The sequence below is a fragment of the Microbacterium sp. Leaf159 genome, assembly GCF_001423615.1.
Lineage (GTDB): Bacteria > Actinomycetota > Actinomycetes > Actinomycetales > Microbacteriaceae > Microbacterium.
Map to the genome: position 1 here is coordinate 1 of NZ_LMOU01000002.1, position 16,172 is coordinate 16,172.

The 16,172-nt window shown below is 69.3% G+C and carries 14 protein-coding genes and 1 riboswitch; of the genes, 2 read left to right on the forward strand and 12 right to left on the reverse strand.

The window, feature by feature from the left end; translation table 11 throughout:
- Nucleotides 1-399: 399 nt before the first annotated feature.
- Complete coding sequence (locus tag ASF80_RS13585; RefSeq protein WP_235560004.1) at nucleotides 400-1,725, forward strand: CoA transferase; 1,326 nt, start codon at nucleotides 400-402, stop codon at nucleotides 1,723-1,725.
- On the opposite strand, the gene ASF80_RS13590 is transcribed toward ASF80_RS13585, so the two are convergent.
- The 4 genes from ASF80_RS13590 to ASF80_RS13605 all read right to left on the reverse strand — a co-directional run bounded on the left by ASF80_RS13590 (nucleotide 1,710) and on the right by ASF80_RS13605 (nucleotide 5,459).
- Nucleotides 1,710-2,507: a DUF4184 family protein gene (locus tag ASF80_RS13590; protein WP_056312137.1), complete on the reverse strand. Its 798-nt coding sequence runs from the start codon at nucleotides 2,505-2,507 to the stop codon at nucleotides 1,710-1,712. The two genes, ASF80_RS13585 and ASF80_RS13590, sit on opposite strands and share 16 nt — an antisense overlap.
- Nucleotides 2,508-2,602: 95 nt before the next feature.
- The gene (gene tyrS, locus ASF80_RS13595; protein WP_200934815.1) at nucleotides 2,603-3,904 is read right to left on the reverse strand and encodes a tyrosine--tRNA ligase; all 1,302 of its coding nucleotides are present in this window, start codon (nucleotides 3,902-3,904) and stop codon (nucleotides 2,603-2,605) included.
- A 62-nt stretch (nucleotides 3,905-3,966) separates the two neighbouring features.
- Nucleotides 3,967-4,818 (reverse strand): hypothetical protein, encoded by an 852-nt coding sequence (locus ASF80_RS13600; protein WP_056312138.1) that lies wholly within the window; start codon nucleotides 4,816-4,818, stop codon nucleotides 3,967-3,969.
- On the reverse strand, nucleotides 4,815-5,459 hold the full coding sequence (locus ASF80_RS13605; RefSeq protein WP_056312141.1) for a SatD family protein: 645 nt from the start codon (nucleotides 5,457-5,459) through the stop codon (nucleotides 4,815-4,817). The genes ASF80_RS13600 and ASF80_RS13605 overlap by 4 nt, the downstream gene beginning before the upstream one ends.
- A gap of 145 nt (nucleotides 5,460-5,604) precedes the next feature.
- Between ASF80_RS13605 and ASF80_RS13610 the strand changes: the two genes are divergently transcribed.
- Nucleotides 5,605-6,054, forward strand: coding sequence for a DUF1349 domain-containing protein (locus ASF80_RS13610; RefSeq protein ID WP_414845957.1), 450 nt, complete (start codon nucleotides 5,605-5,607; stop codon nucleotides 6,052-6,054).
- 109 nt (nucleotides 6,055-6,163) lie between these two features.
- Here ASF80_RS13610 and argH read toward each other — a convergent pair whose 3' ends face one another.
- The 8 genes from argH to thiM form a co-directional block, all read right to left on the reverse strand.
- Entirely contained in the window at nucleotides 6,164-7,594 is a 1,431-nt protein-coding gene (gene argH, locus ASF80_RS13615) for an argininosuccinate lyase (RefSeq protein ID WP_056312145.1), read from the reverse strand.
- Entirely contained in the window at nucleotides 7,594-8,523 is a 930-nt protein-coding gene (gene argF / locus ASF80_RS13620; protein WP_056312147.1) for an ornithine carbamoyltransferase, read from the reverse strand. The genes argH and argF overlap by 1 nt, the downstream gene beginning before the upstream one ends.
- Nucleotides 8,520-9,731 (reverse strand): acetylornithine transaminase, encoded by a 1,212-nt coding sequence (locus ASF80_RS13625; RefSeq protein WP_056312149.1) that lies wholly within the window; start codon nucleotides 9,729-9,731, stop codon nucleotides 8,520-8,522. The genes argF and ASF80_RS13625 overlap by 4 nt, the downstream gene beginning before the upstream one ends.
- A complete protein-coding gene (gene argB, locus ASF80_RS13630) occupies nucleotides 9,728-10,645 on the reverse strand; it encodes an acetylglutamate kinase (protein ID WP_056312151.1) in 918 nt (305 codons plus the stop codon). Before argB ends, ASF80_RS13625 begins: the two co-directional genes overlap by 4 nt.
- Nucleotides 10,642-11,799 carry a bifunctional glutamate N-acetyltransferase/amino-acid acetyltransferase ArgJ gene (gene argJ / locus ASF80_RS13635; RefSeq protein WP_056312153.1) on the reverse strand — a complete coding sequence of 386 codons (1,158 nt, stop codon included), beginning with the start codon at nucleotides 11,797-11,799 and terminating at the stop codon, nucleotides 10,642-10,644. The genes argB and argJ overlap by 4 nt, the downstream gene beginning before the upstream one ends.
- Nucleotides 11,796-12,848, reverse strand: coding sequence for an N-acetyl-gamma-glutamyl-phosphate reductase (argC, locus tag ASF80_RS13640; protein ID WP_056312155.1), 1,053 nt, complete (start codon nucleotides 12,846-12,848; stop codon nucleotides 11,796-11,798). The genes argJ and argC overlap by 4 nt, the downstream gene beginning before the upstream one ends.
- A 244-nt stretch (nucleotides 12,849-13,092) precedes the next feature.
- Nucleotides 13,093-15,243: a bifunctional hydroxymethylpyrimidine kinase/phosphomethylpyrimidine kinase gene (gene thiD / locus ASF80_RS13645; protein ID WP_056312157.1), complete on the reverse strand. Its 2,151-nt coding sequence runs from the start codon at nucleotides 15,241-15,243 to the stop codon at nucleotides 13,093-13,095.
- Nucleotides 15,240-16,088 (reverse strand): hydroxyethylthiazole kinase, encoded by an 849-nt coding sequence (gene thiM, locus ASF80_RS13650; protein WP_056312159.1) that lies wholly within the window; start codon nucleotides 16,086-16,088, stop codon nucleotides 15,240-15,242. The genes thiD and thiM overlap by 4 nt, the downstream gene beginning before the upstream one ends.
- Nucleotides 16,079-16,172: riboswitch (TPP riboswitch) on the reverse strand. It overlaps the preceding gene by 10 nt.

A 16,172-nucleotide genomic window follows, 5' to 3' on the forward strand; every position in this document is an offset into this window, starting at 1 on the left:
GGATCGGATGCTCCCACGACCCAGTCATCACAACCAGGCCCGAAGGGCAACTTCTCTATCTTAGCCACCCTGACTCGCTTGTCAAATCAGCGCGCCGTGCAGATCTTGGATCCGCTGCGCAGCCTGTGACAGCCGCAGAAGGGGTGGATCTCCCATCCTAGACGCAGGCGTCTGTTCTCACAAGTGAGTGGAGTGGGAGGTGATTCTCCGCTTGAGGGGGGTGAAGCTCTTGGCTCCTCCGCTTCCCTGTGGGGCGAACAAGTAATAAGTTACGTGGGTTCCGGGGTTCTGGCAAATCGGGGCACCACCCCCGGGCGTGTCGCAGGCGCTGCAGTTCAGGATTTCCCCAGTCCAGGCGCAGTTATCGCCGCGGATCGGCGTCACGAGTACGATCGCAGCGTGACCCAGCCCCCGATTCCCTCCCCCTCAGCGACCCTGCTGGAGCGGGTGTTCTCCGATCTCGGCATGACCGACGTTGCGGCTGACATCGGCTACCTCCCACCCCACCCGGTCCCGCTCGCCTCTCGTCTGGCCACCGCGGATCTCGCGTGGGCGAGCGTGCGTGCGATCAGCCTGGCCGCCGGAATTCACGAGCTCCCGGATCCCGACAGGATCTCCATCGCCTACCGAAGCGATCGCGTTCTCGCGGTCGACGGGATCGCGCCCGACGTGTGGTCTGCATACTCGGGGTTCTGGCGTTCGACAGATGGGTGGGTGCGTACCCATGGCAACTATCCGCATCACGCACACCGCCTCCTCACCGGGCTCGGACTCGATCTCGGCGCGAGCGGCGACGAGGTGCGTGCGGTCATCCTGAGGTGCACGAATGCCGAGGCGGTCGGACTCATCACGGCCGAGCGTGGCCTCGCCGTCCCCGTGCTCCCCGAGGATCCTCACCTCGATGCACGGTGGCGCGCCACTCCCCTGCTCGATGTCACCCATCGGGATACGGACGGATCCCGCTCGCGGCGCATCCCGCTCGAGCGCGACAGCGCACCGCTCAGCGGCATCCGCGTCCTCGACCTCACGCGCGTGATCGCAGGCCCCGTGTGCACCCGGACTCTCGCGCTGCTCGGCGCCGACGTGCTCCGAGTGGATCCGCCCGACCTTCCGGAGCCCGAGTGGCAGCACCTCGACACCGGCCATGGCAAGCGAACGACGCTGCTCGAGGCGAGAAGCGAGCGCTTCCACGAACTCCTCGCCGCCGCGGATGTCGTCGTTCTCGGGTACCGGCCGTCATCGCTCGACCGCCTCGGCCTGTCCGCATCCGCACTGACCGAGCGGCATCCGGGGCTGATGATCGCCCAGCTCAGCGCCTGGGGCATGGACGAGCCAGATCGCGCCGGCTTCGACAGCCTGGTGCAGGCCGCATCCGGTATCTCTCTGATCGAGTCGCCCGACGGCGATCGGCCAGGAGCGCTCCCTGCCCAGGCACTCGACCACAGCGCCGGCTACCTGCTCGCGGCCGCTGTCATCGCGCTGCTGAAGCGGCGTCAGCGCGAAGGGGGCAGCTGGACGGTGCGCACATCACTGCGTCGGGTGGCCGCTGAGCTGCTCGGAATGCCACGCGCCGATGAACCGGAACCGGTGCGCGAGTTCGACACCAGTGCTCACTCCACGACGTTCGACGTCGCCGGAGGGAAGGTCACCACTGCGCGTGCCGCACTTCCCGGGCTCGCTTTCACGGCTCCGCATCGGTGGGGGTCGGATCAGCCGCGCTGGTGATGCCGACGGAAGAGCGGCAGGGCGAGGCACAGCGCCAGGGTCAGCGCACCCCACAGTGCGCACGCCGGAGGCAGCATCCGATATGCGAGGTGCTGGTACGTGAAGTCCTCGGTGAACGGACCGTATGCCAGGTATCCGATGACCGTGGCCGTCACCAGTACCACCGGAAGCGACAGCCACCACGAGATCCGGACTCCCGCCGGCAGCGTCCGCACCACGTCACCCCGCGGTTCGGTTCGACGCAGTCGGAGCACCGCCCAGATCCCGATCACCAGAAGCCCGATCACGCTCGACCCGTGCTGGAGCCACTTGTAGCCGGTCAGAGGACCCCACATCTCATCGAGCGCGGGGAAGGCATCGACGCCCCAGCGCCCCTCATGCGTGAAGAGATCCCAGAGGATGTGCGACAGCACACCGAGGATCAGTGAGACGGCGAGCAGCACCGCGTACAGCGGGCGCTTCGACCCCACCCCCACCGCGGCTCCCGCCGCTTCCACTCCCGACTGAGACCACTCGGCCGGAATCCGCTCGGCCAGCCGGAGCGGGACGAGCTCGCCCGCCGCAGGACGGAGCACGACCCGCCAGATCATGAACAGCACGAAAGCGACCAGTGCCGTCCACACCACGTTGCCGAACGTGTGCGTGAACGAGTAGTCGAGGCCGACACCGCGCAGGAAGAGCGGAAGATCGGGCGTCATCGCGCCGATCGCGATCGCGGCCGGCACCAGCGGAGTGCGGATGAAAGGCAGCGCGACCAGCGCGTGGCTCGGGGTGAACGGCATCCGATGTCTCCTGTCGATCCGGCTGGCGAGAAGCGTGACGGCGGCCACCTGAGAACTGCCCAGGCGACCGCCGTCTCGCGATCAGTGGTCGATCGTCAGGCGAGGAAGACTCCCGCAAGGGTCTTCTTGCCGCGGCGGAGCACCGAGACACCTCCGGGAAGGGCTCCCTGCACGGTGGCCGACTCGTCGTCGACGCGTTCGCCGTCGAGGGACACGCCACCCTGGCCGATCGCACGACGAGCCTCGGACAGGCTCGAGACCAGCCCCGTCGCGACGAGCGCGTCGACGACCGACGAGCCCGCATCGACCGTGGCGTTCGGGAGCTCTTCCAGCGCGGTGCGCAGCGTCGAGGCATCCAGTGCGGTCAGGTCGCCCTGGCCGAACAGCGCCTCGGATGCCGCGATCACCGCGCCCGTCGCATCGATGCCGTGCACGGTGGCGACGACCTCGAGCGCCAGACGCTTCTGCGCGGCTCGCCGGAACGGCTCGGACTCGACCAGCGCCTCGTAGTCCTCGATCTCGGCTCGGGTCAGGAATGTGAAGACCTTCAGCCGCTCGATGACGTCGGCATCCGCCGTGCTGAGCCAGAACTGGTACATCCGGTACGGGCTGCACATCTCCGGATCCAGCCAGATCGCATTGCCCTCGCTCTTGCCGAACTTGGTGCCGTCGCTGTTCGTGATCAGCGGCGTGCCGATCGCATGCGCGGCGACCCCCTCGGACCGACGGATGAGGTCGGTGCCGCTGGTGAGGTTGCCCCACTGGTCCGAACCGCCGGTCTGCAGGACGCAGTCGTACTGGCGGTAGAGCTCGAGGAAGTCCATGCCCTGCAGGATCTGGTAACTGAACTCGGTGTAGCTGATGCCCTCATCCGAATTCAGCCGCGCGGCGACCGCATCCTTCTTGAGCATCGTGCCGACGCGGTAGTGCTTGCCGATCTCGCGCAGGAAGTCGATCGCCGACAGAGGCGCCGTCCAGTCGAGGTTGTTCACGATGCGCGCGGCGTTGTCGCCCTCGAAGCTGAGGTAGCGCTCGACCTGCGTCCGCAGGCGCCCGACCCACTCCTCGACGGTCTCACGCGTGTTGAGCGTGCGCTCGGCGGTGGGCCGCGGATCGCCGATGAGGCCGGTCGAGCCGCCGACCAGGCCGAGCGGCTTGTGCCCGGCGAGCTGGATGCGACGCAGCGTCAGCAGCTGCACCAGGTTGCCGAGGTGCAGGCTGGCAGCAGTCGGGTCGAAACCGCAGTAATACGTGATCGGATCCCCGGCGAGAAGGGCGCGCAGCGCCTCCTGGTCAGTGGACACATGGACGAGGCCGCGCCACAGGAGTTCGTCCCACACGTTCTCGAACGTGGGGTCGATCGCCGGCGGGGCGGTCGTCAGATCGGTATTCGACACGCGCTCCAGGCTATCAGCGGTGGATGCCCGCCATTCGCCGCCGCACGGACGGATCGCTGCTGTCAGCTGTGGGCGGCCCACCACACCAGGAACGCCGCGCCCAGCCCGATCACCCAACTCACGAGACTGCCCACCAGGAAGTACTCGGCCCGCGCCCCGGTCTCTCCGTCGCGCGAGATCTCGGGGAATCGCACGATGCCCTTGGCCGCGAGCATCGCCGCGAGGATCGGGTAGGCGGCGGCCAGCGTGAGGATCATCACGAGGATGCGCTCGAGCGGTCCGATCAGGCGCCCACCCTTGAATCCGGCCCGAGGATCCGATACCGGGCTACCGGCGATCACGCTCTCGACGTCCGCGTCCTCGACCGGAGATCCTGCGGCCGAGGAGTCATGGCCCTGTTCGGCGGCGGCGACGACGCCGTCGGAGGCAGCAGGGATCGAGACCCCGGTGTCGGACGCGACGAGCCGCAGCTCGGCGGGCCGCCAGGTGTGCTCGCCGTCGAGCGCGGCGCGCACCACGAGGTTCGAGGACTCGAGCAGGAAGACAGCCGCGCCCAGGGTGAGTATCGCGAGATCGAACGGGACGTCGCCGAAGGGCGAACGCAGGGTCCACACCGAACCGATCAGACCGGCATCCGTTCGAGCACCGAGCCACACCACGGCACCGATGCTCAGCACGCCGAGCAGCACGGCGGGCCACAACCCCAGCGGCGCCGGTCGCTCCGACGGCATGCACCAGACCCACAGCACACCGACGAGCAGACCTGCGAGCATCGGCAGCAGCGCATCGCTCACGCTGCCGAGGAGTAACAGGATGACGGCCACCGCGAGGTAGCCGATCCACCGACGCGGCGCGAACTGCCGCACGAGATCGGCGGCACCCACCGCCAGCAGCAGGAATCCTGCGACGATCATGCGTTCGATCCTCTCAAGGCGGCCACGCCCTCGATCAGTGCGGCGCTCCCCGCACTCCTCAGCGACTTCGAGACGCTCGGCTGCGAGATGCCCTCCTCGGCCGCCAGCTCATGCTGAGATCTGCCGATCAGGCGCCCGTAGGTGAGACGGCGCTCGCGCTCGTTCATCGCGCCGACCAGCTCGTCACGGACGAGGAGGTAGGCGTTCGATGCGGCGATCACGCTGTCCATGACCTCATCCTGCCCGGGAGCACCGACAATCCATGTGCGCGTGCGCGGCACGGTGCGCCCTTCCCTCGCATGCACGGTCTCGATCGCGGCACGCGCGGCGTACCAGCCGGGGCCGTCGGCGAGCTCGCCGTGCACGGAGTCGACCGCGCGCACGTCGCCGACGCCGATCCCGAAGCGGAAGGCGATGCCGTCGGGAAGGGCGAGCTGGATCATCAGGAGCGACACCATCGCATCGTCGAGCGCGAGGTAGACGCCCTGCTGCTCGTCCCCCACCGTGGGGGTCAGAGGCTGGTGTGCGAGAGGCCGATCAGCCTCCACCCGCCTGATGGTGTCGTCGAGGATGCGCTGCGCCGCCGACCGATCGTTGAGCTTGCGAGAGCCCACGATGTCGGCGAGTACGGCGATGACCATGTCATAACCGTATCACGAATAACTTTCCTTTATGCCCTATTTGGCTATAGTCTCGGAACATGCCTGAATCAGACATCATCTCCTGGGCCGAAGGCTCCTGGACCCACGCNNNNGCGATGCCTGGCGACACACCGCCTACGGCTTCGTGCACGACACCGAGCATGCGCTTCTCGCTCCCCTGGCGGTGGGAGAGGCCATGGACGTCACCTTCCGCGCACCGTGGGACGGCCAGTTCGACCAGGCCGGCGTCTTCGTGCGTATCGACGACGAGCACTGGATCAAGGCGGGCATCGAATACGCCGACGAGCACCTCGGCCTCGGAGCCGTCGTCACCGACATCCGCTCCGACTGGTCGGTCGGGTACGTCGACGACTGGCACGGCCGCGAGATCACCGTCCGCGTGAGCCGGTGGCCGGATGCCGTGATCGTGCGCGCGCGTGCGGATGACGGCGACTGGCGCCTCGTCCGGGTTGCCCCGTTCGACGGCGATGCCGCCGCATCCGCCGGCCCTTTCCTCGCCGGGCCCACGCGTTCCGGTCTCGTCGTGCGTTTCACCCGCTGGACGCGCTCGGCCGCCGACGCCGCACTGCACTGAGTCTCACCGACGGACACTGCGGAGAACCGAACGGCCCGCGGAGGCTCTCATCGAGAGCCCCCGCGGGCCGTTTCTCCGTGGTGCGAGTCGTTCGCCGGAGGAATGCCGGCTAGAGGCCGAGCGCGTGCGCGGCCGCCTGAGCGCGGGCCACGAGCTCTGCGCGCTGCTCCGCCACCCGCACGGGTGCCGTTCCTCCGGCTCCGGTGCGCGATGCCACCGACCCCTCGATCGTGAGTACCTCACGGACCTCCGGGACCAGGTGCGGCGAGACCGACAGCAGCAGCTCGTCTGAGGCGTCCTCGAGGCCGATCCCCTGCTCCTCGCAGGCGCGGACGAGGGCACCGGAGATCTCGTGCGCATCGCGGAACGGGACACGCCGCTTCACCAGCCACTCCGCGACGTCTGTCGCCAGTGAGAACCCCTGGGGTGCGAGCGCCGCCATCCGCTCGGTGTCGAAGCGCAGCGTCGCGATCATTCCGGCGAACGCGGGGAGCACGACCTCGAGGGTCTGCACGGAGTCGAAGACCGGCTCCTTGTCCTCCTGCAGGTCACGGTTGTACGCGAGCGGGAGGCCTTTGAGCGTGGCCATGAGACCCGACAGGTTTCCGATCAGGCGCCCGGACTTGCCGCGAGCCAGCTCTGCGATGTCGGGGTTCTTCTTCTGCGGCATGATGCTCGACCCTGTCGAGTAGCTGTCGTGCAGAGTGACGAATCCGAACTCACGCGTGTTCCAGAGGATGATCTCCTCGCTCAGACGCGAGATGTCGACGCCGGTCATCGCGGTGATGAAGGCGAACTCGGCCACCACGTCACGCGCGGCCGTGCCGTCGAGCGAGTTCTCGGCCGGACGATCGAGGCCGAGCTCGGTCGCGACGAGAGCCGGGTCGAGGCCGAGCGTCGAACCCGCGAGGGCTCCCCCGCCGTACGGCGAGACACCGGCACGACGACGCCAGTCGACGAGACGCTCGAGCTCGCGCACGAGCGGCCATCCGTGCGCCTGCAGGTGATGGGCGAGCAGCACCGGCTGCGCGTGCTGCAGGTGCGTGCGTCCGGGGAGGATCGCGTCGGGGTGCGCCTCAGCCTGGGCGACGAGCGCGTCGATGACGCGGAGCAGGTCGCGGGCGATCACGCGGGCGTGATCGATCAGATACATCCGCACGAGCGTGGCGATCTGGTCGTTGCGGCTGCGACCGGCGCGCAGGCGGCCGCCCAGCTCCGGTCCGAGCTCGGCGATGAGCGCCTGCTCGAGAGCACCGTGCACGTCCTCATCGGAGGGAACAGGCTGCAGGCTGCCGTCTGCGACCTTGCGCGCCACAGCATCGAGTCCCTCGTGCATCCGCGCCGCCTCGTCGGGTTCGAGATACCCGGCCGCCGCGAGCGCGGTCGCGTGGGCATGGGAGCCGGCGATGTCGTACGGTGCGAGCACCCAGTCGAAGTGCGTCGAGCGGCTGAGCTCGACGAGCTCGGGTGAGGGTCCGCTCGCGAAACGAGCACCCCACAGCGCGCCCTCGTTGGTGCCCTCGTTCTTCGAATCGACCATCACGCGTCCTTCTTGCCGAGCAGCCAGACGAGCAGCGCCTTCTGCGCGTGCAGACGGTTCTCGGCCTCGTCCCAGACGACGCTCTGCGGGCCGTCGATCACCTCGGAGTCGACCTCGTAGCCACGGTCGGCGGGCAGGCAGTGGATGAAGATCGCCTCGGAATCGGCGATCTGCATCGTCTCGGGCGTCACCTTGTAGCCGCCGAGATCGCGGATGCGCGCGAGCTTCTCCTCCTCCTTGCCCATCGACACCCAGGTGTCGGTGACCACGACGTCCGCACCGGCCGCCGCCTCCACCGCGTCGGTGTAGAGAGTGATGGACCCACCGGTCTCGGCCGCACGGCGATCGGCAGCCTCGACGACGTCGGCGCGGGGGGCGTAGTCGGCGGGCGATGCGATGCGCACATGCATGCCGGCGGTGACGCCAGCCAGCGCGTACGAGTGCGCCATGTTGCTCTGACCATCGCCGAAGAACGTCAGGGTGAGCCCCTTGAGGTCTCCCTTGTGCTCACGGATCGTGAGCAGGTCGGCGAGCAGCTGGCACGGGTGAAAGTCGTCGGAGAGTGCGTTGACGACAGGAACCGTGGTGCCCGCGGCCATCTCCTCGAGACCCGCCTGCGCGTAGGTGCGCCAGACGATGGCCGCCACCTGACGCTCGAGCACCCGAGCCGTGTCGGACGGCGTCTCCTTGCCGCCCAGCTGGCTGCTGGCGGTCGAGATGATCAGCGGCGAACCGCCGAGATCGGCGATGCCCACCGCGAACGAGACGCGGGTGCGGGTCGAGGACTTGTCGAAGATCACCGCGACCGTCTGGGGACCCGCGAGCGCCTTGTTCGCCCAGCGGTCCTTCTTCAGCTCGATGGCGAGATCGAGGATCTCCGCCTGCTCTGCGGGGGTCAGATCGTCGTCACGCAGAAGGTGGCGGGTCATGCGAGGGCCTTTCCGGATTCGGTGAGGGATGCCTGGACATCGGCGAGCGATGCGGCGAAGAGCTCGCGGAACTCGGCGAGCTCGGCGTCTCCGATGGTGAGCGCCGGTGCGATGCGCACGGTCTCGGGGTTCGCGGCGTTCACGATGAGCCCGCGCTCCTGAGCGGCGGCGACCACGTCATTCGCGACGGGGGCGCTGAGCGCCACGCCGATGAGGAGTCCGCGGCCGCGGATGCCGGTGACGAGGGGCGAGTCGAGCCCGGTGATGATCTCACGGAGCTCCTCGCCTCGACGCGCCGCGTTGTCGACGAGACCCGCGCTCTCGATCTCGGTGAGCACGGCATCGGCCACGGCCGTCGCCAGCGGGTTGCCGCCGAACGTCGAGCCGTGCGAACCGGGGGTGAAGAGCGAGCTCGCCGCACCGTAGGTCACGAGCGCGCCGATCGGGAAGCCGCCGCCGATGCCCTTCGCGAGTGTGATGGCGTCGGGAGTGATGCCCTCGTGACTGAATCCGAACCAGGCTCCGGTGCGCCCAGCCCCCGTCTGGATCTCGTCGACGATGAGCAGTGCTCCGTGCGTGAGAGTCAGCGACCGCGCCGCCTGCAGGTAGCCCTCCGGCAGCTCGACGACACCGGCTTCACCCTGGATCGGCTCCACGATCACGGCAGCGACCCGATCGTCGATCGCTGCCTCGAGAGCCTCGATCGTCGCCGGGATGTGCTCGACGCCGCCGGGCATCGGCTCGAACGGCGCCCGCATGGCGGCCTTGGCCGTCAGCGCGAGCGAGCCCATCGTGCGTCCGTGGAAGCCGTTCTCGAGAGCGATGATGCGCGGCTTCTCCGTGCCTCCGTGCAGACGGGCGAGCTTGAAGGCCGCCTCGTTGGCCTCGGCGCCCGAGTTCGAGAAGAACACGCGGCCGTCGATGCCGGCACCCGCGAGGCGCTTGAGCCGTGCGGCGAGCGCGAGCTGCGAAGGCGTCGCGAAGTAGTTCGACACGTGCGCGAGAGTCGCCGCCTGCCGTGACACGGCCTCGACGAACACCGGATGCGCGTGCCCGAGCGACGTCACCGCGATGCCGGCGAGGAAGTCGAGGTGTCGCTTGCCCTCGGAGTCCCAGAGGTAGGAGCCCTCACCGCGGGTGAGCATCGCCAGGCGGGGCCCGGCGTTGAGGACCAGATCGCTCGCTGCGTCATCCTGCCAATTGCTCATGCGTTCTTCCCTGCGCTTCCCATGACCACTTCTGTTCCGATTCCCTTGCTGGTGAAGAGTTCGACGAGCACCGAATGCGGCACGCGTCCGTCGATGATGGCGGCGGCGTCGACGCCCCCTTGGATCGCATCCAGGCAGGCCTTCATCTTCGGGATCATGCCGGATTCGAGTGTCGGCAGCATCTCGATGAGCGCCTCCGAGGTGAGGTGCGAGACGAGCGAGTCGCGGTTGGGCCAATCGGCGTAGAGCCCCGGCACATCCGTGAGGATGACGAGCTTGCGCGCGTTGAGCGCCACGGCGAGGGCCGCTGCCGCGGCATCCGCGTTCACGTTGAGGGACTGACCCGGGTGATCGAGGTCGGGCGCGATGCTGGACACCACCGGCACGCGGCCGGCCGCCAGATGGTCGAGCACGGGCGTCGGGTCCACCTCGACGACGTCGCCGACGCGTCCGAGGTCGATCTCCTCGCCGTCGATGACCACGCCTCGGCGGCGTCCGCCGAAGAGCCCTGCGTCCTCACCGCTGAGCCCGGTCGCGATCGGACCGTGCGAGTTGATCTTGGAGACCAGCTGCGGGTTGACCTGACCGGTGAGCACCATGCGCACGACGCTGATGGCCTCGGTGTTGGTGACGCGGTAGCCGCCCTTGAACTCGCTCGGGATCTCGAGGCGTTGGAGCATGTCGGAGATCTGCGGCCCACCGCCGTGCACGACGACCGGCAGCACACCCACGTAGCGCAGGTAGGCGATGTCCTGTGCGAAGGCCTCCTGCAGCTCGTCCGAGACCATGGCGTTGCCGCCGTACTTGACCACGACGATCTGGTCGCGGAACTTCTTCAGCCACGGAAGCGACTCGATGAGTGTCGCGGCCTTGACCGCGGCGACGTCTGGCGTGGTGTCCTGGATGTCGGTCATGAGGCGTAGGCGCTGTTCTCGTGCACGTAGTCGTGGGTGAGGTCGTTGGTGAGGATCGTCGCGGTCGCGTCGCCCACCTTGAGGTCGATCACGAGGTGCGTGGCTCGCGGGGTCAGGTCGACCTCTTCACGCGGGCGATCAGGGCCGCCCTCGCTGCACACGCGCACGCCGTTCATCCAGACGTCGACGTCATACGGGTCGAACTGCGCGCTCGTGGTGCCGATCGCGGCGAGCACCCGGCCCCAGTTGGGGTCGTTGCCGAAGATCGCCGCCTTGAAGAGGTTGTTCCGCGCGACCGAGCGTCCGACCTCGACCGCCTCACCCTCGGAGACAGCGTGCTGCACCTCGATGGTGATGTCGTGGCTCGCGCCCTCGGCATCTCCCTGAAGCTTGACCGCGAGCTGCTGGCAGAGCTCGGAGAGCGCCGCCGAGAAGTCGTCGAGGTCGGGAGTGACGCCGGATGCGCCGTTCGCGAGCAGCGTGACCTGGTCGTTCGTCGACATGCAGCCGTCGGAGTCGAGGCGGTCGAACGTGGTTCCGGTCGCGGCACGCAGCGCGGCATCGGCCTGGAGCGGCTCGAGCACGGCATCCGTCGTGATGACGACGAGCATCGTCGCGAGCCCCGGCGCGAGCATGCCCGCGCCCTTCGCCATGCCTCCGATCGTCCAGCCGTCGCGAGTGACCACTGCGGTCTTCGCGACGCTGTCGGTGGTCATGATCGCCTCAGCCGCGATATCTCCGCCGTCGGTCGACAGCGTGGCGATCGCCTGCTCTGTGCCGGAGAGCACCTTGGCACGGAAGACCTCGTCGCCGACGCCGATGAGACCGGTCGAGCAGACGAGCACGTCGCCGGCGCTGACGCCGAGGAGCTCGGCGGCCTTCTCGGCGGTCTGGTGCGTGGTCTGGAAGCCGAAGCTGCCGGTGAAGCAGTTCGCTCCCCCCGAGTTCAGCACGACCGCCTCGACCACGCGATCGGCGACTGCCTGCTGCGACCAGATGATCGGGTTGGCTTTGGCGCGATTGCTCGTGAAGACGGCGGCACCGACCTTGCGGGGGCCGCGGTTGACGACCACGGCGACGTCGGGCTTGCCGGTCGACTTGAGGCCGGCGGTGACTCCTGCCGCTTCGAATCCTGCGGGGGCGGTGACGCTCACGGCGCGACTCCGTTCACTGAGAGGGCGCGGGACTCGGGAAGCCCCAGCGCGAGGTTCATGGACTGGATGGCAGCGCCTGCGGTGCCCTTGACGAGGTTGTCGACCGCGGTCACCACGGTCACCCTGTTCGCCGCGCGATCGATCGCGAGACCGATCAGGGCGGTGTTCGCACCGAGGACATCGGCCGTGCGCGGGAACTGACCGGCCGGCAGGAGCTGCACGAAGGTCTCGTCACCGTATGCGTCCTCCCACGCGGCCCGGATCTCGGCATCGCTGACGCCGCCGACGATGGGAGCCGTCGATGTGGCGAGGATCCCCCGTGACATCGGCACGAGCACCGGCGTGAAGGAGATGCGGATGCGGTCGGGTGCGGTCCCGGACGCCGCGGCGAGCGCCTGGCGGATCTCGGGGATGTGCCGATGGGTGCCGCCGACCGCATAGGGGTTGGCGCTGCCCAGGATCTCGCCGGCGAGCAGGTTCGTCTTGAGGCTCTTGCCCGCCCCCGAAGGACCGACCGCGAGCACCGAGACGATGTCACTGGCATCGATCACACCGGCCGCGACTCCCGGTGCCAGGCTGAGGCTCACGGTCGAGGCGTTGCAGCCGGGGGCAGCGATCCGCGTCGCGCCGCGCAGTGTCTCCCGCTGCTTGACGCCGCCGACCGGCAGCTCGGGCACGCCGTACGCCCAGGGCTCGTGGAAGTCGCCCCCGTAGAACGCGTCCCACGAATCCTGCGAGGTGAGTCGATGGTCGGCTCCCGCGTCGATCACGAGGGGCGTGTCCCCGAGCGCATCGGTGTACTGGCCGGACTGACCGTGCGGGAGGGCGAGGAAGACGATGTCGTGCCCTGAGAGGATCTCGGGGGTCGTGTCCTGCAGCGTGAGGTGGGCGAGAGAACGCAGATGCGGCTGATGCTGCACCAGCGGTTGGCCTGCATTCGAGTGCGCCGTGACGGTGCGGATCTCGATGTCGGGATGCGACGCGAGGAGGCGCAGGATCTCGCCGCCCGCATAGCCGGATGCGCCGGAGACGGCGACGGAGTACGTCATGCTTCTACCTTAACGGTCATGCCCCGCGTCGAACTCGGGGCGCAGTGTCGGGAACCGGGGCGGCGACACCGGCACTCGACCGCCGTGCGTGAGCAGGCAGAAGCGCAGGGTCGCCTAGAGTCGGCGGCCGCTGCGGCGTCGGCGCACGGCGATGACGCTCGGAGCGAGCGTCAGGGTTGCGGTGGCGGCCGAAGGCATGCCGCGACGATAGCGCGCTCGTCGCGGCATGCGCAAATCCGCTCCGTCACGCAGAGGCGGCAGAGGCGAACGGTGCGGCGAAGAAGGCGAGCTCGTGGGCGCTCGACACCTCGAAGGCGCGAAGCATCCGATCCCGCGTGGCCGGGGCGGCGGTCGCCGCTGCGGCCGAGACCAAGGCGATCGCCTGGTCCGTGGCGTCCTCGAACGCCGGGTCCGCGTAGGTCGCGAGCCAGGAGACGTACGGATGCCGGGGATCCCGCGCATATTCGCCGAACTCCCCCGCGTGCAGACGCTGGCCGAGGTCGGTGTAGAGCCAGAAGCACGGCAGCACCGCGGCGACGAGCTCGGCGTAGTCGCCGCCGAACGCCACGGAGCGCAGGTGGTCGAGGTACGCGACGGTCGCCGGAGCGGGAGCGACCGAGAACATCGCCGCCTCCACTCCCTCACCCGGAGTCAGCCACGATGCGTGCAGCTCGAGCTCGCCGATGATCGCGCCCTCGGCGGAGCGCGCCCAGAACGCCTGCTCGTGCGGAGTGGGAGCGAGGCGTGAGGCTTCGGCGAGCACGCGGGCGTACTCGCGGAGGTACAGCGCGTCCTGCGCGAGGTAGAACAGGAACGGCTCCCGAGCGAGAGTGCCGTCGGCCAGTCCGCGGATGAAGGGGAGTTCGTCGATCCCCGCCCTCACGTCGGCTGTGCGCGCCCACCACGCGGCCCGGATCTGCTCCGGCGTCGGTCGCGTCTCGAGCCCGCCGCGCTCCCACAGCCCCGCGAAATGGCTGACCGGGCCGTGACCGCGCCCGACGCGCAGCGTCTCGCTCTCGCGCAGCGCCTCGCGCAGCCACGCCCGGGTCGAGGCGACGGCATCGACGGCCGTCTCGCCGCGAGCCAGGCGAGTGGCCAGCGCAGAGGAGAGCGAGCACCCCGTGCCGTGGGTGTTCGCGGTGCGGATCCGAGTGCCCTGGTACTCGCGCCGCACTCCCTCTCCGACGTCCACGAGCGCATCGGGGACATCGTCCCCATCGAGGTGCCCGCCCTTGACGAGCACCGCCGCCCCGATCGCCGTCGACAGATCCTCTGCTGCGGCGAGCGCGTCGTCCCATCCCGAGGTCGCCCGCCCGGCCAGCACGGCGAGCTCGCCGAGGTTGGGGGTCACGACGTGCGCACGCCGGAGCAGCTCTCGAAGTGCCGCCTCGGCATCCTGATCGAGCAGCCTGTCGCCGCTGGTGGCGACCATGACCGGATCGAGCACGACGATGGGCGGCCGAACGGCATCGAGCCAGTCGGCGACCGTGCGGATGACGTCGGCGTTGGCGAGCATCCCGATCTTGACGGCGTCGATGACGATGTCGTCGGAGATCGCGTCGAGCTGCTCCCGCAGGAAGGTCGCGGGTGGCACGTGAACACCCCGCACGCCCGTGGTGTTCTGGGCGGTCAGCGCGGTGAGCGCCGCCATGCCGTAGCCGCCGTTCGCGGCGATCGACTTGAGATCGGCCTGGATCCCCGCTCCACCGGACGGGTCGCTCCCGGCGATGCTGAGCACACGCGGCGTGCCGGCCGCGCGCCAACGACGCACGAACGTCGCTGCGGTCTCGGCCGGATCGGCAGCCGCGCACAGCGCCGAGACCACGGCGAGGCCGGCCGCCCCCGCGGTCCGCAGCCGCTCGATGTCGTCGATCGCCACGCCTCCGATCGCCACGCACGGGAGCACGGTCGTCTCGACGAGAGCTCGGAATCCCGCGACGCCGAGGGCCGGCGGATGGTCGGGCTTGGTGCTGGTGGGGCGGATGACGCCGACGCCCAGGTAGTCGACCGTGCCGGGCGGCAGCGCGCGCACCGCCTCGAAGTGCTCCCGGCTGTTCGCCGTGAGGCCGATGAGCGCCTCGGCGCCCAGAGCTTCTCGCGCACGCAGCACCGACGCATCCCCCTGCCCGAGATGCACGCCGTCGACCCGCGCGCCCTGCTCACGCGCGGCGAGGGCAGCGTCCAGGCGGTCGTTCACGACCAGCAGTGCTCGCCCCTCGATCACGCGGGAGAGCTCGACGAGCTGCGCCGTGGTCTCGGCATCCGTCGCCGTCTTGTCGCGCAGCTGCACGATCCGCACTCCTCCGTCGACGGCACGGCGGACGGTCTCGACGACACCGCGTTCCCCGCAGAGATCCGGGTCGGTGACCAGGTACAGCGAGAGGTCCGCGATCACAGCGCACGCTCCTCGACGCGTGCCGCAGCGGCGATGTCCTGCGGCCCCACCGCGGCGAGCGCGTCGAGGAGCTCGACCGCGAAGCTGCCGGGACCGGATGCCCGTGCGGCGGCGCGCTCTGCGGCGATCGTGTACACCAGGCTCGCCGACGAGACGGCGGTCAACGGATCGGTCCCGGCCCTGCGGGCGGTCCCGAGGAAGGCTGCCATCACGGCGCCCAGTGCGCACCCGCCACCGGTGACTCTGGTGAGCAGCTCGTCGCCGTTCGCGATCCGCACGACGCGCCGGCCGTCGGTGATCAGATCGACTGGGCCCGAGACGGCGACGACCGAGCCGTGACGGGAGGCGAGTGCGAGGGCGGCATCGGACGCGGCATCCGTGGTGTCGGTGGCATCGACCCCGCGCCCTCCGGCGGTGAGCCCTGCGAGTGCGAGGATCTCGGAGGCGTTCCCGCGGATCGCCGTGGGGCGCGAGGCGACGAGTTCGTGCGCGAGCGCCGTGCGCACCGGCAGCGAACCTATCGCGACCGGATCGAGCACCCAGGGAGTGCCCGCGGCGGCGGCACCGGCGACGGCTTCGAGACTCGCGGCCCGCTGCTCGGGGGTCGGAGTCCCGAGGTTGATGAGCACTCCGGACGCGACGCCCGCGAAGAGACCCGCCTCGTCGACGATGTCGACCATCGCGGGTGCTGCCCCGAGAGCCAGCAGCACGTTGGCCGTGAAGCCCGTGACGACGGTGTTGGTGATGCAGTGGGTCAGCGGTGGTGACTCACGGAGCGCGGTCAGCAGCTCGGCGGCCGAGGCCGCCAGGGTCGATTCGGATTCTGGACGCAGACGATCGCTCAATGCGACATCCCTTCGCTAGTACGAACTAGATCAGGTTCGACGGGTCTGTTCTCAGCCGCGGATGCGGCACCCCGTGTCACTGCT